The organism is Erwinia sp. CGal63 (assembly GCF_037026505.1).
GTDB lineage: Bacteria > Pseudomonadota > Gammaproteobacteria > Enterobacterales > Enterobacteriaceae > Erwinia.
This window is the reverse complement of record NZ_JAKUMN010000001.1, coordinates 1,463,829-1,477,470: the sequence shown is the minus strand read 5'-3', so window position 1 is coordinate 1,477,470 and position 13,642 is coordinate 1,463,829. Positions and strand designations below refer to the sequence as shown.

Here is a 13,642-nt window from a genome sequence, read left to right as displayed (position 1 = left end):
ATGCGCACCTTAGCCACTGCCAACTCAATCACCTCATAAAAATGTGATGCGGATCACAACGATCCGCTGCATTGCCCATAATTTAAATTTATGTAAACCCACTTCATTGACTTTGTTAACAATGGCGCTCTATGCTGCGCATCGATCTTGTGTGCAGGATTGTATGCATAGGATTTTCCAGGCAACTTCCACAGGGGAACAGGGTATTAAGCTGACCATGACATAACTTCTTCAACGTAGTTTAACTACCTGAACAGTGAATTAACTTTTCTGCTTATAGCGGGAGAGTGGGGTTATTGTCGCCTGAAAAAGAGAGGCAAAAGTAACTATATTCGGCTGGAGATTCCGGCCTGAAGCAGTGTGCGCGTTATTTAATTCATTCTGACGGGAAATAATGTATGGATGTAAGAAATCCGGGGAAAGCGGGCCGGCTTTGGTTAATGCTGATTGGCATTGTCACTGGCCTCGCAGGGATCTATTTTATTGGCGGCGGCGGCTGGCTCGCCTGGCTGGGGGGAAGCTGGTATTTTATCATCGCCGGAATTTTACTGTTGGTAAGCGGTGTATTACTCACCCGCCAGCGTCTTGCCGGTGCGCTATTTTATGGCATTACGCTTGTATTCAGTCTTGTCTGGTCGTTATGGGAAGTCGGTCTGCAATTCTGGCCGCTTTTCTCGCGTCTGTTTGCGCCCGCAGCCGGAGCCGTTCTGATTGCCTTTACCGTGCCGTTGCTGACGCCGCATCGCTCAACGCGCCGCTGGTCAGTGGCCGTAGGCGGCGTGATTGCCATTGCCGTGCTTTCATCTTTCATCAGCTCGTTCCAGCCTAAAGGCATTATCCGCAACGCAGAGGTGCAGGCTAATACCGACAACGCGCATGATATTGCGCCAAATTCCGGGCCGAAAGACTGGCAGGCCTGGGCTGGTGATACCAAAGGCTCCCGTTTTTCAACGCTAAGTGATATCACCCCAGAGAACGTAAAAGACCTGAAAGTTGCCTGGACCGCCCATACTGGCGAGGCGGTAGTCCCGGACAAGGGGGATGCTGAAGATCAGAATACGCCTCTTCAGGTTGGCGATAGTCTGTTTGTTTGTACCGCTTATACCTCGTTGATTTCCTATGACATTGATAGCGGGAAAGAGAAGTGGCGCTATACGGCAGGACGCGGGAACTCAACCTATCAGCGCTGCCGGGGCATCGGCTATTTTGACGCGGCCAGCGCGAAAAATGTCGTGGCGCCAGGCAAGCCGCTGGATACCGCTGTCAGCCCGCAACGTCTGTTTTTCCCTACCGGCGATGGGCGACTGGTAGCTATTGATGCCCATACCGGCAAGCCGGCAGCAAACTTTGGTAATAACGGCGTAGTGGATCTGAAAGTGGGTATGGGTGAAGTGAAGCCTGGCTACTATCAGCAATCCTCAGCACCGCTGGTGGCGGGTAATGTGGTGATTGTCGGCGGCCGCGTCATCGATAATTTTGAAACAGGCGAGCCGCCAGGCGTGGTACGTGCCTACGATGCGGTTACCGGTAAACTGGTCTGGGCGTGGGATCCGGGTAATCCTGAAGTCACGCGCGAACCTTTGTCGCCTGAAGGCTACACGCGCGGAACGCCAAACGTCTGGGTTGGTATGTCTTACGACGCCGATCTGGGTATGGTTTATCTGCCAACCGGCAATGCGACGCCTGATTTCTTCGGTGGCGAGCGCAGAGAAGGGGACGAAAAATACAGTTCATCTATCGTCGCGGTTAATGTAGCAACAGGCCGTCCGGTCTGGCATTTCCAGACTGTGCATCATGATATATGGGACTTTGATGCTACCGGCACGCCGCTGCTGTATGACATCAAAAACGACGATGGCTCCGTCACGCCAGCGCTGGCGGAAACCTCGAAAACCGGCATGATTTATCTGCTCGATCGTCGTAACGGTAAGCCCGTAGCGCCGATTGAAGAGCGCCCGGTACCGCAAGGTAACCTGCCGGGAGAACGTTACTCGCCTACGCAGCCGTACTCATCAATGCCGGGTATTGGCAATGAAACGCTGAAAGAAGCGGATATGTGGGGCGCGACGCCGTTCGATCAGCTGCTGTGCCGCATTCGCTTTAAATCAAGCCGCTATGACGGCATCTTTACCCCTCCCGGACTGGATATGGCTCTGCAGTATCCTGGCTCGCTTGGCGGCATCAACTGGGGAGGCGTTTCCGTCGATCCTACGACTAACCTGATGTTCGTTAACGATTTACGGCTGGGACTCTATTACAAAATGGTCGCGGCCAAAGATATCCCGCCAGGACAAGGCACCAGCGAAGGAATGGGATGGATTGTCCAGAAAGGGCTGCCCTATGGCTCGCTGCGCGAGCGTCTGATGTCCCCGCTGGGCGTTCCGTGCCAGGCTCCGCCATTTGGCACCCTGTCTGCTGTCGATCTTAAGACGCATAAACTGGTCTGGCAGATACCGGTAGGCACAGTTCAGGACACCGGGCCGCTGGGTATTCCGGTGGGACTGCAAATGCCGCTTGGTATGCCGACGCTGGGGCCGTCACTGGCTACGCGCTCGGGCTTGCTGTTCTTTGCCGGAACTCAGGACTTTTATCTGCGCGCGTTTAACAGCCACACGGGCGAAGAGGTATGGAAATCCCGCCTGCCGGTGGGAAGCCAGAGCGGCCCGATTACCTATCGCTCTGAAAAAACGGGCAAGCAATATGTTGTGATTTTCGCCGGAGGATCGCCTCACTCAGCCCAACGCGGCGATAACATCATTGCCTATGCGCTTCCTGAATAACCTGTATTAAACCGGAAATACTCTCTAAGCCGATGTCGTTATGACATCGGTTTTTTTTAGTCAGGGATCTTTGCCTGGTTTCATTATCCTTTGAGGGGAGATGGCCCTAATCCTACCGACTGCCGCCGTATCAGCTCGCCCGGCATTAGCGCCAGCGGCCCGACTTGTTCGCCATCCAGCATTTTCGCCAGCTGCATCATGGCGCTGGAAACCATCTTATCAACCGGCACGCGCACGGTAGTCAGCGCAGGCGTCAGGAATGCCGCGACGGGAATATCGTCGAAACTGAGCAAAGAGACATCCTTCGGCACGCTCAAACCCGCCGCGTTGAGCGCGCAGATGGCGCCGATAGCCATATCGTCGTTGCTGGCGACGATCGCAGAGAAGGCGACCCGGCGTTGCAGCAGCTCAACGGCGGCAAGCCGCCCGCTTTCGTTAGTCCAGCCGCCCTCCAGCAGCAGCGCGGGCTGCGGAGCTATATCATGTTTTTCCAGCGCGGCCAAATAGCCGTTCAGGCGGCTGAGGCCGGTATGCGACCCCGACAGACCTTTAATAAAAGCGATATCCCGATGTCCCTGGCTAATCAGATAGCTCACTGCCTGGAAGGTGTCATTTTCATGGTCGGCGCAGACCGCATAGTGCGGAAACTTTTTTAGCCTGCGGTTCAGCACCAGCAGCGGCTGGCTGATAGTGGGGATCAGCTCGTCGATCTCTTCAACGCTTAGCGTTCTGGGATAAAGAATAAGGGCGTCGCAGCGGCTGTCGATCAGAAAATTGATCGCCTGACGCTCCTGTTCCGCCGTATGCTTGCCGTCCGCCAGCACCAGCTGCGAGCCAAGCTGTTCGGTCAGCGTCGCCACCTGATAGAGCAGCTCGCTGAAAAAGGGCCCGTTATAGAGCGTGTTGGGTACCATCAGGCCGATGCTCTGACTGCGCCGGGTCGCCAGATTGCGCGCCAGCAGGTTAGGGCGATAGTCCATCTCTTCCACGGCGCTCATTACCTTGTCGCGCACCGTTTTAGAAACGTAGCCGCGCCCGGCCAGCACGCGAGAGACGGTCGCTTTCGAAACGCCAGCGCGTCTGGCCACGTCCAGCATAGTAATCATGACAAGTTTCCTTCTGTATCGGCCGTTCATTGTAACCAAAAACGTCTCAGGTAAAACCCGCAAATTTTCCCGGAGAACAAGTCGCCGGGAAGATAACAACAGCCTGCGCTTAAACGCGTTATAAAGACGCAGGAAATAAATAATCTGCAACCGGTTTCACATTATTTTATGTTTGCCGTTAAATAACGTCGGTTTTGATTGGGTGATGGATCACAAAAAACAAAAACAGAATCTGTAACCGGTTGCAGAGGCGCGTAATGGCGCGTAAAAGTTCAGGAAACAAAGGGGGATGTTATGATCAAGATCTTATTATGTTGCTCTGCGGGAATGTCCACCAGCATGGTGGTGCAGCGTATGGAAAAAGCGGCGGTTAAACTCGCCATTAATGCGAAAATTCAGGCAGTTGGCATGGAGGAGTTCAGCGAAAAGATTGGCGATTTCGACTGCTGCCTGTTGGGGCCGCAAATTAAATATAAGCTGAATGATTTTCAACGCTACGCCGAGGAATACAATAAGCCGGTCGCCGTAATTAATACCATGGATTACGGCATGCTTAACGGTGAAAAAATTCTGCAATCCGCCCTGGCGCTGATTAACTCTCATCAGGGGGCATAATGAGCACACTGGCCGATTCGCTGTTTGGCGTGATTGAAAATCGTATCAGTCCGGTAGCGGCGCGATTATCTTCACAAAGACATGTCGTTGCCATTAAAGACGGCTTTATCGCTTCCATGCCGTTTTTAATTGTGGGTTCTTTCATGCTGCTGTTTTCACATCCGCCGTTCAGCGAAAACAGCCAGTGGGCTTTTGCAAAGTGGTGGCTGGGCATGGTCAGACAGTACAACGACCAGCTGATGATGCCTTACAACATGACGATGGGCATTATGGCCGTTTTTATCACCGGCGCCATCGCCTATAACCTGGCGCAGAGCTACAAACTGAACGGCCTGATGGCCGCGCTGCTCTCGCTGATGACCTTTCTGCTGATTGCCGCGCCACAGCAAAACGGCGCGCTGCCAATAGCCTCGTTAGGCGGCGAAGGGATTTTTACCGGCATTCTTATCAGCCTCTACTGCACGGAAGTGATGCATCTGCTGACGAAGCACAATATCGGCTTCAAGCTTCCCGAACAGGTGCCGCCGAAAATCCGCCAGTCTTTCGATCTGCTGATCCCGATTATGGTGATTTTTCTGACCCTTTACCCGCTGAACCTGCTGATGCAGAGCCACTTCGGCATGATCCTGCCGCAGGCGATTATGTCGCTGTTCGCGCCGCTGATCTCCGCAGCGGATTCGCTTCCTGCGGTACTGATAGCGGTGCTGCTGTGTCATCTGCTGTGGTTCGCCGGCATTCACGGCGCGGCCATCGTCGGCGGCCTGCTGCAGGCGTTCTGGCTGACCAACCTGGGCATCAATCAGGAAGCGCTGAACGCCGGGCAGGATGTCAGCAAAATCTTTATTGAACCGTTCTGGCAGTTTTTTATCACGGTCGGCGGCTCGGGCGCCACGATGGGGCTGGTTATCCTCTATTTGCGCAGCAAATCCGCCCATCTGCGCTCTATCGGCCGTCTGGGCTTTGTACCCGGCATGTTTAATATCAACGAGCCGATTATTTTCGGCTCGCCGGTGGTGATGAATCCGCTGCTGTTTATCCCTTTTATCACCACGCCGTTAATCAACGCGGTAATTGCCTGGACCGCGACGCGTACCAACCTGATCAACCATGTGATCTCGCTGGCGCCGTGGACCACGCCCGGCCCGATCGGCGCGGCCTGGTCAACCGGCTGGGACTGGCGTGCAGTGGTGCTGGTCGCCCTGTTAATTGGCCTCTCCACGCTGATCTACTACCCGTTCTTCAAAATGTATGAGCGCCAGCTGCTGCAACAGGAAGCGGCGATGGCGACCGAAATGACGCTGGCAGAGGAGATGAAATAATGGCGGAACAGCTGGATATGGAAACCACCGTGATGGAGCTGATTATCCACGCCGGCGAGGCGCGCTCGGCCTCGATGCAGGCGCTGCAGGCGGCGAGAAAGCAGCGCTGGGAAGAGTCGGAAGCGGCGCTGCAGGAGGCGACGCAGGCCGCGCGCGAAGCGCACCGCATCCAGACCGCGCTGATCGGCGCAGATGAGGGCTGCGGCAAAATTCCGGTGAGCCTTATCCTGGTGCATGCCCAGGATCATCTGATGAACGCCATGCTTTGTCGCGAGCTGGTGGAAGAAATTATCCTGCTGCACCGCGAAGTGCAGGAGCTGACTAAAACCCGAACGCAATAAGCGCTTAGCTTTGAAAAGGAATCATTATGTCTGAGAAATTACCCGCGGATTTTTTATGGGGCGGCGCCGTTGCCGCGCACCAGGTCGAGGGCGGCTGGCAGGAAGGCGGTAAAGGGCCGAGCATTGTGGATGTGCTGACCGGCGGTTCGCACGGCGTGGATCGCGAAATCACCGATGGCGTAATCGAAGGCAAAAACTACCCCAACCATCTCGCCACCGATTTTTACCATCACTACAAAGAAGACATCGCGCTGTTCGCGGAGATGGGCTTTAAATGCTTCCGCACCTCGATTGCCTGGACACGCATCTTTCCAAAAGGCGATGAGCTGGAGCCCAATGAAGCGGGGCTGAAGTTCTACGATGACGTCTTCGACGAGCTGTTAAAGCACGGCATCGAACCGGTGATTACCCTGTCGCATTTCGAAATGCCGCTGCACCTGGTGAAGCAGTACGGCGGCTGGCTCAACCGCGAGCTGATCGACCTTTTTGTGCGCTACAGCGAAGTGGTGCTTAAACGCTATCAGCACAAAGTGAAGTACTGGATGACCTTTAACGAGATCAACAACCAGCGTAACTGGCGTAAGCCGCTGTATGGCTACAGCAACTCCGGCGTTATTTTTACCGACCACGAAAAGCCGGAAGAGGTTATGTATCAGGTGCTGCATCATCAGTTTGTCGCCAGCGCCAGAGTGGTGAAGCTGGGTCACGCCATCAATCCCGATTTTAAAATCGGCTGCATGCTGGCGATTGTGCCGCTCTATCCCTGGTCCTGCCATCCGGATGATGTGATGTATGCGCATAAAGCGATGCAGGAGCGCTATCTGTTCGGCGATGTGCATATGCGCGGCGCTTATCCTGCGTATATTCGCAAAGAGTGGGCGCTGCGCGGCTTCCATATCGAGATGGCGCCGGAAGATGAGCAGACGCTGCGCGAAGGCTGCGCCGACTATCTTGGCTTCAGCTACTACATGAGCAACGCGGTGGAATACGCCACCGCTAAGCAGACCGAAAATACGCCGCTGGAAGCTTATCCCGGCAGCCGCAAAAACCCGCACGTTAAAGCTTCCGACTGGGGCTGGCAGATCGATCCCGTGGGTCTGCGCTACACCCTCAATGCGCTGTACGAGCGCTATCAGAAGCCGCTGTTTATTGTGGAAAACGGCTTCGGCGCCTATGACAAGGTTGAAAACGGCCAGGTCAACGACGACTACCGCATCAGCTACCTGCGCGAGCATATCGTGCAGATGAAAAAAGCGGTGCTGGAGGATGGCGTCGATCTGATGGGCTTTACGCCCTGGGGCTGCCTGGACTGCGTCTCTTTCGGCACCGGCCAGTACGACAAGCGCTACGGCTTTATCCACGTCAACCGCAGCGACGACGGCAGCGGCGACTTTTCCCGCAGCAAAAAGAAAAGTTTCGACTGGTATAAGCAGGTGATCGCTTCAAACGGCGAATCGCTTTAAATCGGGTGCTGCGGGCGGGTTAGCCCGCAGCCGGATCGGGAGTTACCCTGTGAACATTGCGGCTTACGATATTGGCGGCACCTCATTAAAAATGGGCGTGCTAAGCGAGCAGGGCGAGATTGTCGCCAGATCGCAAACCCCCATCCCTGACTTTTCCGGCGAGCATATTCTCTCCGCTATTCTTGTCTGGCTCGAGAGCCATCCCGAATGCGAAGGATTAGCGCTGAGCGTGCCCGGCTATGTCGATCCCTGGACCGGCTTTGTCACCATGGGCGGTTCCATCCGCGATTTCGACGGTTTCGCCCTGCAAAAGTGGCTGCGCGACAGAACGGGGCTGCCCGTCACCGTAGAGAACGACGCCAACTGTGCGCTGCTGGCGGAGCGCTGGCTCGGCAAGGCGCAGGAGATGGATAACTTCCTGATGATGACCGTCGGCACCGGCATCGGCGGCGCGATATTCTGCAACGGCACGCTGGTGCGCGGCCATCGCTTCAGGGCGGGCGAATTTGGCTATCTGCTCAGCGAAAGGGCCGGTTCAGGCAGGCTGAACAGCTACACCATGAATGAAAACTGTACGCTGGCGGTGCTAAGAAGGCGCTACGCCCTGATGGTCGACAGGCCGCCGGAAGAGGTCAGCGGCGAAGAGGTTTTCGCGCGCTACGATCGGGGCGAAAAAATCTGCGCGCGGCTGGTTGATCAGTTTTATCAGGATCTCTGTTCGGGGATCTATAACCTGGCGCATCTGTTCGACCCTGAATGTCTGTTCCTCGGCGGCGGCATTACCGAAAGGCCGGAATTTATCGCGGAAATCAAAGCGCATCTGGCCTGGTATAACCTGCCGATTGCCGTCGCTGGCGCGCATCATGGCAATAGCGCCGGATTGACCGGCGCCGTTTATCACTATCTGACCAGCCAGCGTTAATAAAAGTTTTTACCTGTTCTCCCATCAAATCATCCCTGCGGTGAGGCGTTCGGCCAGCTTTTTTCAGCCCCGGAGCCTTTTATCCGCTCTTTAAAAGGCGTGTTTTTATGCAAAACAGAATCAAGATTGTCACTATCGGCGGCGGCTCCAGCTATACCCCGGAGCTGATTGAAGGGCTTATTCTTCGTCAGCATCTGCTGCCCATTGCGGAGCTGTGGCTGGTGGATATTGCGGACGGCGCGGAGAAAATGGAAATCGTCGGCAATATGGCGAAACGCATGATCGCGGCGGCCGGTCTGGACTGGCAGGTTCATCTGACGCTGGATCGCAAACAGGCGCTCAAAGACGCAGACTATGTCACCACGCAGTTCCGCGTCGGTTTGCTGGATGCTCGCCTCAAAGATGAAGTCATTCCGCTGGCGTGCGGCCTGTTGGGCCAGGAAACCAACGGCGCGGGCGGTCTGTTCAAGGCATTTCGCACCATTCCGGTTATTCTGGAGATTATTGACGATATGCGCGCGCTTTGTCCCGACGCCTGGCTGGTGGACTTCACTAATCCAGCCGGCATGGTGACCGAGGCGGCGATCAAATACGGTAAGTGGGAGAGAACGGTAGGTTTGTGCAACGTGCCTTTCGGCCATATCACGCAGGCCTGCAAACTGCTGGAAACGGATGAAAGCGAGCTGAATTTCAAATTCGCCGGGCTTAATCACTTTCACTGGCACCGCGTCTGGGATCGTGCTGGCAGAGAGCGCACCGCTGAACTGATCGACAAAATCTACGCGCCCGAGCAGCGCGAACAGTCTGACGAAGGGCTGAAAAATATTCATCAAATTCCCTTCCACTACGATCAGGTTAAACATCTGGGCATTCTGCCGTGCGGCTACCATCGCTATTACTATCTGCAGGATCCGATGCTGGCGCACGCGGTTGAAGAGTTCGCAAATTACGAAACCCGGGCGGAAGTGGTAAAAAAAACCGAGCGCCGCCTGTTTGAGCTCTATAAAGACGTCAATCTTAACTATAAGCCGGAGGAGCTAAGCCAGCGCGGCGGCGCCCACTATAGCGACGCGGCCTGCGATCTGATCGCCGCCATCCAGAATAACAGCGGCAAACAGATGGTGGTTTCCACGCGCAATAACGGCGCTATCGCCGATTTGCCTTTCGACTGCGTGGTGGAGGTGACCGCCGCCATTACCGCGCACGGGCCAGAGCCGCTGCGATGGGGAAAACTGCCGCCCGCGGCACGAGGCATGATCCAGCTAATGAAAGCGATGGAGGAAACCACGATAGAGGCGGCCGTCAGCGGCAACTATGGCGCGGCGCTGCACGCCTTTACCATTAATCCGCTGATCCCGGCGGGCGACACGGCGATTAAAGTGCTGGACGCCTTGCTCTATGCGCATAAAGACTATCTGCCAAAGTTTGGTGATAAAATCGCGGAAATCGAGCGCGATAAGCCGGAAATCGTCCTTTTTGTTAAGGAACTGCTTGCTGACCGTCAGGCCCATGCCTGATAACCAAAACCTGCCGTCCACACCGGTCGGCAGGCATAACCTTTCCAGGGAATGCTACCCTTATTGCATCAATAAGGAGAGGCTATGCCCGCTAACCGTACAAAAGTGTTCGAAGTTGGTTCTGACGAAGTAGTGATTCAGCGCCGCTACAAATTCTTGGGCGCGCTGAACGATCTCTTTATCGCCATCTGGTTTCTGACGGGCAGCATTCTGTTCTTTTTTGACTCGCTGATGACCGGCGGGACCTGGCTGTTCGTCGTGGGCAGCCTGCAGCTGCTGATGCGGCCAGCCATCACGCTTGCCGAACTGGTTCACGTGAGAAAAATTTCATCCAGGCAGACGGAAGCGGCCCGCTAGCCATCTGCCGGCAGTGGAAAAGAGGAAACTATGTGCGGACGCTTTGCGCAGTATCACTCCCGTGAGACTTATCTGGAAGCCCTCGGAGATAAAGTCGAACGGCAGATCGCTTATGACCCTGAACCGCTTGGGCGCTATAACGTTGCGCCCGGCACGCGCGTGCTGCTGCTCAACGAACGCGATGAAGCGCTGCATCTCGATCCGGTTCACTGGGGTTACAGTCCGGTCTGGTGGCACAAGCAGCCCTTAATTAACGCCAAATCGGAAACGGCGGCGACGGGCAAAATGTTTAAACCTCTGTGGAACGGCGGACGAGCTATTGTGATGGCCGACGGCTGGTTCGAGTGGAAGCGCGACGGCAGTAAAAAGCAGCCATACTTTATTTATCATCAAAGCGGTGAGCCGCTGTTCTTTGCGGCTATCGGTAAAGCGCCTTTTGATAAAGAAGAGGAGAATGAGGGCTTTGTGATCGTGACGGCCGCTAGCGATGAAGGTCTGGTCGCTATTCACGACCGGCGGCCGCTGGTGCTGACACCCGAGGCCGCGCTGGCCTGGATGAGTGAAAAAACCACGCCGGCGCAGGCGAGCGAGATTGCGCATGAAGGCGTGGTGCCTGTTGAGGCTTTCGCCTGGCATCCGGTTAACAAAGCTGTCGGCAACATCCGCAATCAGGGCGCGGAGCTGATTGATGAAATCGCCGATCCGCTGGTGTAGGCCATCGGCCCTGTTGGTATAGCGCGTACCTCAGAAAGACAAATCGTCAGAAATCCATTATATATAAACGATGTTTATAGATAAGAGGAGCCATCGGATGGGCCTGAAACCTGTATGCAGAATAGCTTTAGCTTTGATGCTGCTGGCGATTTCGTCGACAGCGCCGGCGAAAAAAGCCGCTCGCTTGTCGGATGCGGAGGTAAAACAGCAAATCATTGAGGAATCGATCGACAGCTATCCCGGCAACTGCGCCTGTCCGTTTAATGCCGCCAGAAACGGCAGCCGCTGCGGCGGCAGAAGCGCCTGGAGTCGACAGGGCGGTTACGCGCCGATCTGCTATGCAAAAGAGGTAACGGCGGAAATGGTCAGGCAGTGGCGTGAGTCGCATACGGGCAGTTAGCAGAGAGCAAAAAGAAGGCGGCGCTGAGGCCGCCTTTTCCGGTTACGCCTGTTTCGGCTGGCCGTTGGAGGCCATAATGCCGCCGTCGACCGGCAGGTTAACGCCGGTAATATATTTTGCGTCATCGCTGGCGATAAAAGCGATGGCGCTGGCGATATCTTCCGGCTCGCCCGCGCGCGCCAGCGGAATGCGCTCATAGAACTTGTTCAGCAGCTGCTGGTTATCCTTCATCTCTTCGGTGAGATCGGTAAAGGTAAAGCCGGGACAGATTGCGTTTACGCGCACGCCGTCTTCGCCGTAATCCATCGCCAGTGAACGGGTAAAGTTGGTGACCGCGCCTTTGGCCGCGTTATAAACGCTCATGCCCCAGTCGCCGCCCAGGCCGGAAACCGAAGAGACGTTAACCACGTTGCCTTTGCTCTTCAGCAGCGCAGGCATAAAGTAGTGCACGCAGTAGAAGACGCCGTCCAGATCGACCTTCATCAGGCTTTTCCAGTCTTCCAGGGCAATTTCATGGATGCGGCCCTGCACGATTTGACCGGCGTTGTTAACCAGCACGTCGACCCGGCCATATTTCTCCTGCACGGTTTTCGCCAGCTGTTCCACCTGTTCCGCTTCGCCCACGTCGCAGGGCGCCACCAGATGCTCGCCCTGAGCCAGCAAAGCCTGGGTTTTCTCCAGCTTCTCTTTGGTGCGGCCTACCAGCACCACAGAAGCGCCTTCGCTGGCGAAGCGCTCTGCCGCTGCCTGGCCGATACCGGAACCTGCGCCGGTCACCACGACTACTTTTTGCTGAAAACGGGCCATATGAACCTCCTGTTGCGGTAAATCTGTTGTAAAAAACGTCTGATTAACCCTGGCAAATCTGTGACGGAACGCAAGTTTTGGGTAGAAAAGCGGGATTGTTTGCCTTATTTGTAAGCGCCTGGCGGAAGGCGGGTTAAGTGAGCCTGCATATCCATGCAGCGCAGGTCCCCCGCCAGGGCGGAAGGGTAGTAGGTTTCCCTGAGCAGGGTAAAACCGTGGCGCTGATAAAACGTCATGGCATTCGGCGTGGAGGAAAGGGTCAGCGCGGCTATTCCTCTGGCCGACGCTTCGGCTTTAATAGCCCTCATAATCTGCGAGGCGTAGCCGTTGCCCATATGGCCTGGCAAAGTAAAAATGGCCTCCACGCTTTGCGCCTTTATATCCAGAAAGCCCGTCGCTACAGGAAAACCAGGCGTGTCGACAACAAAGAAGGGATTCTGGCTGATGGCGCGAAGATAGCCTGTTGGCATTATGTCAGGAGTCCAGGCCATCACGGCTTCTTCGCCATAGGCATCCCGGCATTCGGCACGGATCGCCAGATTTCTTATTTGCCATAGCGCCTGCGCCTCTTCAGGCCTTGCTCGTCTGATCATTTATACCTCGACTCGACAACGGAAATCGGACTACGCGCATTTTTTATGGCGTGCGATTGCGCATCAGCCAGAGCGCCAGGTGGTACATCATGTTTTCAAGTTTGTACCGGACAGGGAGTGAGAAAGCGACAAAAAGCACGGTTACCAGCAGCAAAACCAGCAAGATTACCAAAATGATGCGAACCATTGTCACCTCTCAGCGCCTCGGGAGCGGTTGACCCACTGAAGCCGAAAAAAGTCATACAGATAATTAAACACCACGGTATAAGGAAGAAAAAAAGCGACCAGCGCGATTTGCAGTGCCAGCGCCTTGACCAGCGAAACGTTAAACCACCAGGCCGTCACCGGGATCAGCACGGCCAGCAGGCCGGCTTCGAACAGTACGGCATGGGCGATTCTGGCGAGCAAATTACGGCTGAAGCCGGTTCGCTGCTGAACGGCGTCGAAGAGACGGTTAAAGATCACGTTCCACAGCATCGCCGTACAGGCGGAAAGTGCGGCCAGCACGGCAGATTTTGTTACCGGAACAGCCAATATCACCGCCAGCATCAGCGCGATCAGGATATTGGCCACTACTTCAAAAAGTATTGAGTGAAACACTCTTTCTTTCAACGATTTGTTTAGTTCAGTTTCTGTCACAGCGTCCAACATTCTCACAGCCAGGCCCAAAAGAGCAGGGATTACGGGCCCGGTAGGGTAGCAATCCTG

Annotated in this window: 14 protein-coding genes; 10 read left to right on the top strand and 4 right to left on the bottom strand. The window is 55.3% G+C overall.

All coding sequences use genetic code 11. The features are described from left to right. The first annotated feature begins 398 nt into the window (after positions 1 to 398). Positions 399 to 2,780, top strand: coding sequence for a membrane-bound PQQ-dependent dehydrogenase, glucose/quinate/shikimate family (locus tag MKZ79_RS06690; RefSeq protein ID WP_336140835.1), 2,382 nt, complete (start codon positions 399 to 401; stop codon positions 2,778 to 2,780). Positions 2,781 to 2,863: 83 nt separating this feature from the next. Here the strand turns inward: MKZ79_RS06690 and MKZ79_RS06685 are convergent, their stop codons facing one another. Further along, on the bottom strand, positions 2,864 to 3,886 hold the full coding sequence (locus MKZ79_RS06685) for a LacI family DNA-binding transcriptional regulator (protein WP_336140834.1): 1,023 nt from the start codon (positions 3,884 to 3,886) through the stop codon (positions 2,864 to 2,866). Positions 3,887 to 4,180: 294 nt separating this feature from the next. Here MKZ79_RS06685 and MKZ79_RS06680 point away from each other — a divergent pair, with 294 nt between their 5' ends. From MKZ79_RS06680 to MKZ79_RS06640, 9 genes are all read left to right on the top strand, one after another. Further along, positions 4,181 to 4,501 (top strand): PTS sugar transporter subunit IIB, encoded by a 321-nt coding sequence (locus MKZ79_RS06680; RefSeq protein WP_336140833.1) that lies wholly within the window; start codon positions 4,181 to 4,183, stop codon positions 4,499 to 4,501. Then, on the top strand, positions 4,501 to 5,820 hold the full coding sequence (locus tag MKZ79_RS06675) for a PTS sugar transporter subunit IIC (RefSeq protein WP_336140832.1): 1,320 nt from the start codon (positions 4,501 to 4,503) through the stop codon (positions 5,818 to 5,820). The genes MKZ79_RS06680 and MKZ79_RS06675 overlap by 1 nt, the downstream gene beginning before the upstream one ends. Positions 5,821 to 5,831: 11 nt before the next feature. Further along, the gene (locus tag MKZ79_RS06670; protein WP_336141368.1) at positions 5,832 to 6,161 is read left to right on the top strand and encodes a PTS lactose/cellobiose transporter subunit IIA; all 330 of its coding nucleotides are present in this window, start codon (positions 5,832 to 5,834) and stop codon (positions 6,159 to 6,161) included. A 26-nt stretch (positions 6,162 to 6,187) separates the two neighbouring features. After that, positions 6,188 to 7,624 carry a 6-phospho-beta-glucosidase gene (locus tag MKZ79_RS06665; protein WP_336140831.1) on the top strand — a complete coding sequence of 479 codons (1,437 nt, stop codon included), beginning with the start codon at positions 6,188 to 6,190 and terminating at the stop codon, positions 7,622 to 7,624. Positions 7,625 to 7,673: 49 nt separating this feature from the next. Then, complete coding sequence (locus tag MKZ79_RS06660; protein WP_336140830.1) at positions 7,674 to 8,546, top strand: ROK family protein; 873 nt, start codon at positions 7,674 to 7,676, stop codon at positions 8,544 to 8,546. Between the two features lie 107 nt (positions 8,547 to 8,653). Continuing rightward, entirely contained in the window at positions 8,654 to 10,063 is a 1,410-nt protein-coding gene (locus MKZ79_RS06655) for a 6-phospho-beta-glucosidase (RefSeq protein ID WP_336140829.1), read from the top strand. 84 nt (positions 10,064 to 10,147) lie between these two features. Continuing rightward, positions 10,148 to 10,420, top strand: a complete 273-nt coding sequence (locus MKZ79_RS06650; protein ID WP_336140828.1) for a YrhK family protein — start codon at positions 10,148 to 10,150, stop codon at positions 10,418 to 10,420. Between the two features lie 30 nt (positions 10,421 to 10,450). After that, the gene (locus MKZ79_RS06645; protein WP_336140827.1) at positions 10,451 to 11,134 is read left to right on the top strand and encodes an SOS response-associated peptidase family protein; all 684 of its coding nucleotides are present in this window, start codon (positions 10,451 to 10,453) and stop codon (positions 11,132 to 11,134) included. A gap of 97 nt (positions 11,135 to 11,231) precedes the next feature. Beyond that, complete coding sequence (locus tag MKZ79_RS06640; RefSeq protein WP_336140826.1) at positions 11,232 to 11,534, top strand: hypothetical protein; 303 nt, start codon at positions 11,232 to 11,234, stop codon at positions 11,532 to 11,534. Between the two features lie 42 nt (positions 11,535 to 11,576). On the opposite strand, the gene MKZ79_RS06635 is transcribed toward MKZ79_RS06640, so the two are convergent. From MKZ79_RS06635 to MKZ79_RS06625, 3 genes are all read right to left on the bottom strand, one after another. Further along, positions 11,577 to 12,341 (bottom strand): SDR family NAD(P)-dependent oxidoreductase, encoded by a 765-nt coding sequence (locus tag MKZ79_RS06635; protein WP_336140825.1) that lies wholly within the window; start codon positions 12,339 to 12,341, stop codon positions 11,577 to 11,579. A 104-nt stretch (positions 12,342 to 12,445) separates the two neighbouring features. After that, on the bottom strand, positions 12,446 to 12,934 hold the full coding sequence (locus MKZ79_RS06630) for a GNAT family N-acetyltransferase (protein ID WP_336140824.1): 489 nt from the start codon (positions 12,932 to 12,934) through the stop codon (positions 12,446 to 12,448). A gap of 189 nt (positions 12,935 to 13,123) precedes the next feature. Beyond that, positions 13,124 to 13,585, bottom strand: coding sequence for a PACE efflux transporter (locus MKZ79_RS06625; protein WP_336140823.1), 462 nt, complete (start codon positions 13,583 to 13,585; stop codon positions 13,124 to 13,126). Positions 13,586 to 13,642 lie beyond the last annotated feature (57 nt).